General features: G+C 61.0%; 3 protein-coding genes. All 3 read left to right on the top strand.

Annotation, left to right across the window (positions count from 1 at the left end; genetic code table 11):
- Window positions 1-210 precede the first annotated feature (210 nt).
- The 3 genes from GOEFS_RS20780 to GOEFS_RS20770 are packed head-to-tail and all read left to right on the top strand — an operon-like array spanning window position 211 to window position 3237.
- On the top strand, window positions 211-465 hold the full coding sequence (locus GOEFS_RS20780) for a phosphopantetheine-binding protein (protein WP_007319929.1): 255 nt from the start codon (window positions 211-213) through the stop codon (window positions 463-465).
- Complete coding sequence (locus tag GOEFS_RS20775; RefSeq protein ID WP_007319928.1) at window positions 462-1973, top strand: tryptophan 7-halogenase; 1512 nt, start codon at window positions 462-464, stop codon at window positions 1971-1973. The genes GOEFS_RS20780 and GOEFS_RS20775 overlap by 4 nt, the downstream gene beginning before the upstream one ends.
- 34 nt (window positions 1974-2007) lie before the next feature.
- Window positions 2008-3237 carry a cation:proton antiporter gene (locus tag GOEFS_RS20770; RefSeq protein WP_007319927.1) on the top strand — a complete coding sequence of 410 codons (1230 nt, stop codon included), beginning with the start codon at window positions 2008-2010 and terminating at the stop codon, window positions 3235-3237.
- Window positions 3238-3313: the final 76 nt, after the last annotated feature.

Raw genomic sequence — 3313 nt, 5'->3', positions numbered from 1 at the left:
GTGAGCGCCCCTGGCAGCGGGTGGATGGCCGGGAGGAAGAATCTAGTTGGCACGTAGCTTAGGCTACCCATGGTTAGGATGCGGTAAGAACGGCACCCGGCAAAGTTACCCGTTTAGGGTAGGCTAGCCTTCGTAGTGGCGCTCGTCGCAAAGCGACGGTTGTCGAATATCGCGAAATTTAATTTAGTGGCCTCAACGAAAGATGCAACCATGTCGACCACCAGCGCAGCGCTGACGAGGGAACAGATTATTGGCGATCTTGCCGAGATCCTGCAGGTCTCGACCGCCGAAATCGACGACGACACCAACGTGTTGGACTACGGCCTCGATTCAGTCCGCTTGATGGCATTGATCGAGAAGTGGCGCGCGGCCGGTGCCCATAAGGCCGACCTGGTCGCGTTGGCATCGGATCCGGTCGTGGGTGCGTGGGTTCGTGAGTTGACCGACGGGGAGAAGGCGAAATGAGCACTACACCAGAAGAATTCGACGTCGTTGTGGTCGGTGGCGGCCCGGGCGGTTCGACTACCTCTACGCTGCTCGCTCGTAGCGGACACCGGGTCCTGCAGTTGGAAAAGGAGACTTTCCCGCGCTACCAGATCGGCGAGTCGTTGTTGCCGTCGACGATCCATGGCGTGTGCAAGCTGCTCGGGGTCGAGGACAAGATCGCGCAAGCAGGTTTCGTCCGTAAACGCGGTGGGAGCTTCCGCTGGGGAACCAATCCGGTGCCGTGGAATTTTCTGTTCGCGATATCTCCCGAATTCGCCGGTGATGGGTCTTACGCGTACCAGGTCGAGCGAATGAAATTCGATAACATCCTGTTGGAGAACGCCGCCGAGAGTGGTGTCGATGTTCGGCAGAACGCGCGCGTGGCCGGGGTCGAGAAGAATGCCGACGGTCGAGTCGTCGGGGTTCGCTATGTGGACTCCGATCGAGTCGAACATCACGTTTCGGCGAAGTTCGTCGTCGATGCCTCCGGCAATACCACGCGTCTGTCGAAACATACTGGCGGAGAACGTGTTTACTCGGACTTTTTTCAGAATGTCGCGCTCTTCGGCTACTTCGAGAACGGTAAACGGCTGCCCGCGCCGGACAGCGGCAACATCCTGTGCGCAGCCTTCGAGGAAGGCTGGATCTGGTATATCCCGCTGTCGGACACACTGACCAGCGTGGGTGTGGTTATCGCCAAGGAGAAGGCGGAATCTATCAACGCGCAGGAAGAGACCTACCGCGGCTTCATCGACCGCTGCGAGATCGTCAAAGACATGTTGACCGATGCGACCCGGGTGACGGAGGGAACATACGGCGAGATCCGGCTGCGCAAGGACTATTCCTATGCCAACACCGAATTTTGGGGTAATGGCATGGTCCTAGTAGGAGACGCCGCCTGTTTCATCGATCCGGTGTTCTCGACGGGTGTGCACCTGGCCACCTACTCGGGCGTGCTCGCGGCTCGCTCGATCAATAGCGTGCTGTCCGGCGCGTTGACCGAGGAGCGGGCGTTCACTGAGTTCGCGGGGCGTTACCGGCGCGAGTACGCGGTTTTCTACGAATTCTTGTCGGCGTTCTACGACATGGAGCAGTCGGAGGATTCGTATTTCTGGAAGGCGCGCAAGGTAACCAATTTGCAGCAAGCAGATATCACGGCATTCGTTTCCCTGGTGGCGGGTGCCTATTCGGGCGAGAACGCGTTGACCGATCCAGCGGCATTGGTGCAGAAGTTCGAAGAGTCGACGGCGGAACTGACCGAGGCGACCCAGCGTACCGGCGGAATGGACACCGACTCTGGCCAGCGGATGGGGCATATGTTCGGTGCGCCGGTGGTACGCGAGGTGATGGAGGAGATGAATGCGCTGCAAGCGCGCGGCGCGGCCGGAAGTGCTCGTTTGGAGCCGCCGATCCTCGAAGGTGGTTTGGTGCCGTCGGCCGACGGTCTGCATTGGGTAGAACCCGAGCAAGTATCGGCATCGGTGTGAGCGCGGCCCGCTCGGGCTCGGGCGGGCCACTGTCGTGCTGAGCCTGCTCGCGGTCGTCCTGATCGCCGCCGTCGGACTGGGGTTGCTCGCTCGACGGTTCGGCCTGCCGGCATTGGTGGGTGAGCTGTTGGCTGGGGTGGTGCTCGGACCCTCGGTATTTGGATACGTGTGGCCCGATGCGTCGGAGAGGCTGCTGGGGTCTGACCCGGCGAACTCGCCCGCGTTGTCCGCGGTCAGCACGTTGGGCGTGCTGCTGCTCGTCGGTCTTGCGGCAACCGAACTCGACGAGGAATTTCTCAAGCGCCGGGCAGCGGCTGTGGGCTCGATCAGTGCGTTCGGGTTCGCCATTCCACTTTTGGCCGGCATCGGAGTGGGTTTGCTTGTCCCGCAACAGTTTCACGGTCTCGACTCGGCGAATGTCGAATTCGTATTGCTTCTCGGCGTGGCGCTGTCGGTCAGTGCCATTCCGGTGATCACCCGAATACTCGTCGACCTCGATTTGCTCAAGCGCGACATCGGGCAATTGACACTCGCGTCATGTGCGGTGACGGATATGGGTGCCTGGGTGGTGCTGGCGGCGGTATCGGCGCTGGCGACCGTAGGTATTAGCGGTGGTCAGTTTCCATTGACGATCGCGGCCATGATCGGCGTGCTGGTCTTCACCTGGCTCGTCCGGCCATGGGTCCGGCGCGGACTAGATCGGCTCGAAGCCTCGTCGCACGGCGGCTACACCAGCGCGGCGGTAGTAGTTCTCATCATTGCCGGCGGGGCAGCGACCGACGCAATGCATCTTGAGGCCGCGCTGGGTGCCTTCCTCGCCGGCATTTTGGTCGGTAAACGAGGAGGCGGTGTCCTAGCACCGCTGCAGTCGGTAACCACGACCGTCCTGGCCCCGGTATTCCTGGCGGGCGCTGGATTGCATTTGGACGTAACCGATTTGGGCGACCCGCAGACCTTGATGTGGGGAGCGGTCGTGCTGCTGGTGGCGATCGTAGCGAAGTTCGCCGCTGCCTATCTGGGTGCGCGTATCGGCGGCCTAGCGCATTGGGAAGCGGCGTCCCTCGGCGCTGGTCTCAACGCCAGGGGAGCGGTGGAAATCATCATCGCCACCGTCGGATTGAACTTGGGGATATTCAGTCCTCAGGTGTACATGGTCGTGGTGCTACTGGCTCTCGCGACGTCGATCATGGCCGGGCCGATGTTGATATACACCACCCGGCGCACTGAGCAGGTTGAGGCGATTGAATCAAACCAACATATTTAGGCTAGTCTTACCTATGTCCGATTTGGAGTTAGCGGACCCCATGCCGCGGATGACCGACGGCCGCGGTGCCTGGATC

The sequence above is a fragment of the Gordonia effusa NBRC 100432 genome, from assembly GCF_000241305.1.
GTDB classification, from domain to species: domain Bacteria; phylum Actinomycetota; class Actinomycetes; order Mycobacteriales; family Mycobacteriaceae; genus Gordonia; species Gordonia effusa.
Note: the sequence above shows the minus strand (reverse complement) of the source record. Positions and strands in the feature narration are given on the sequence as shown.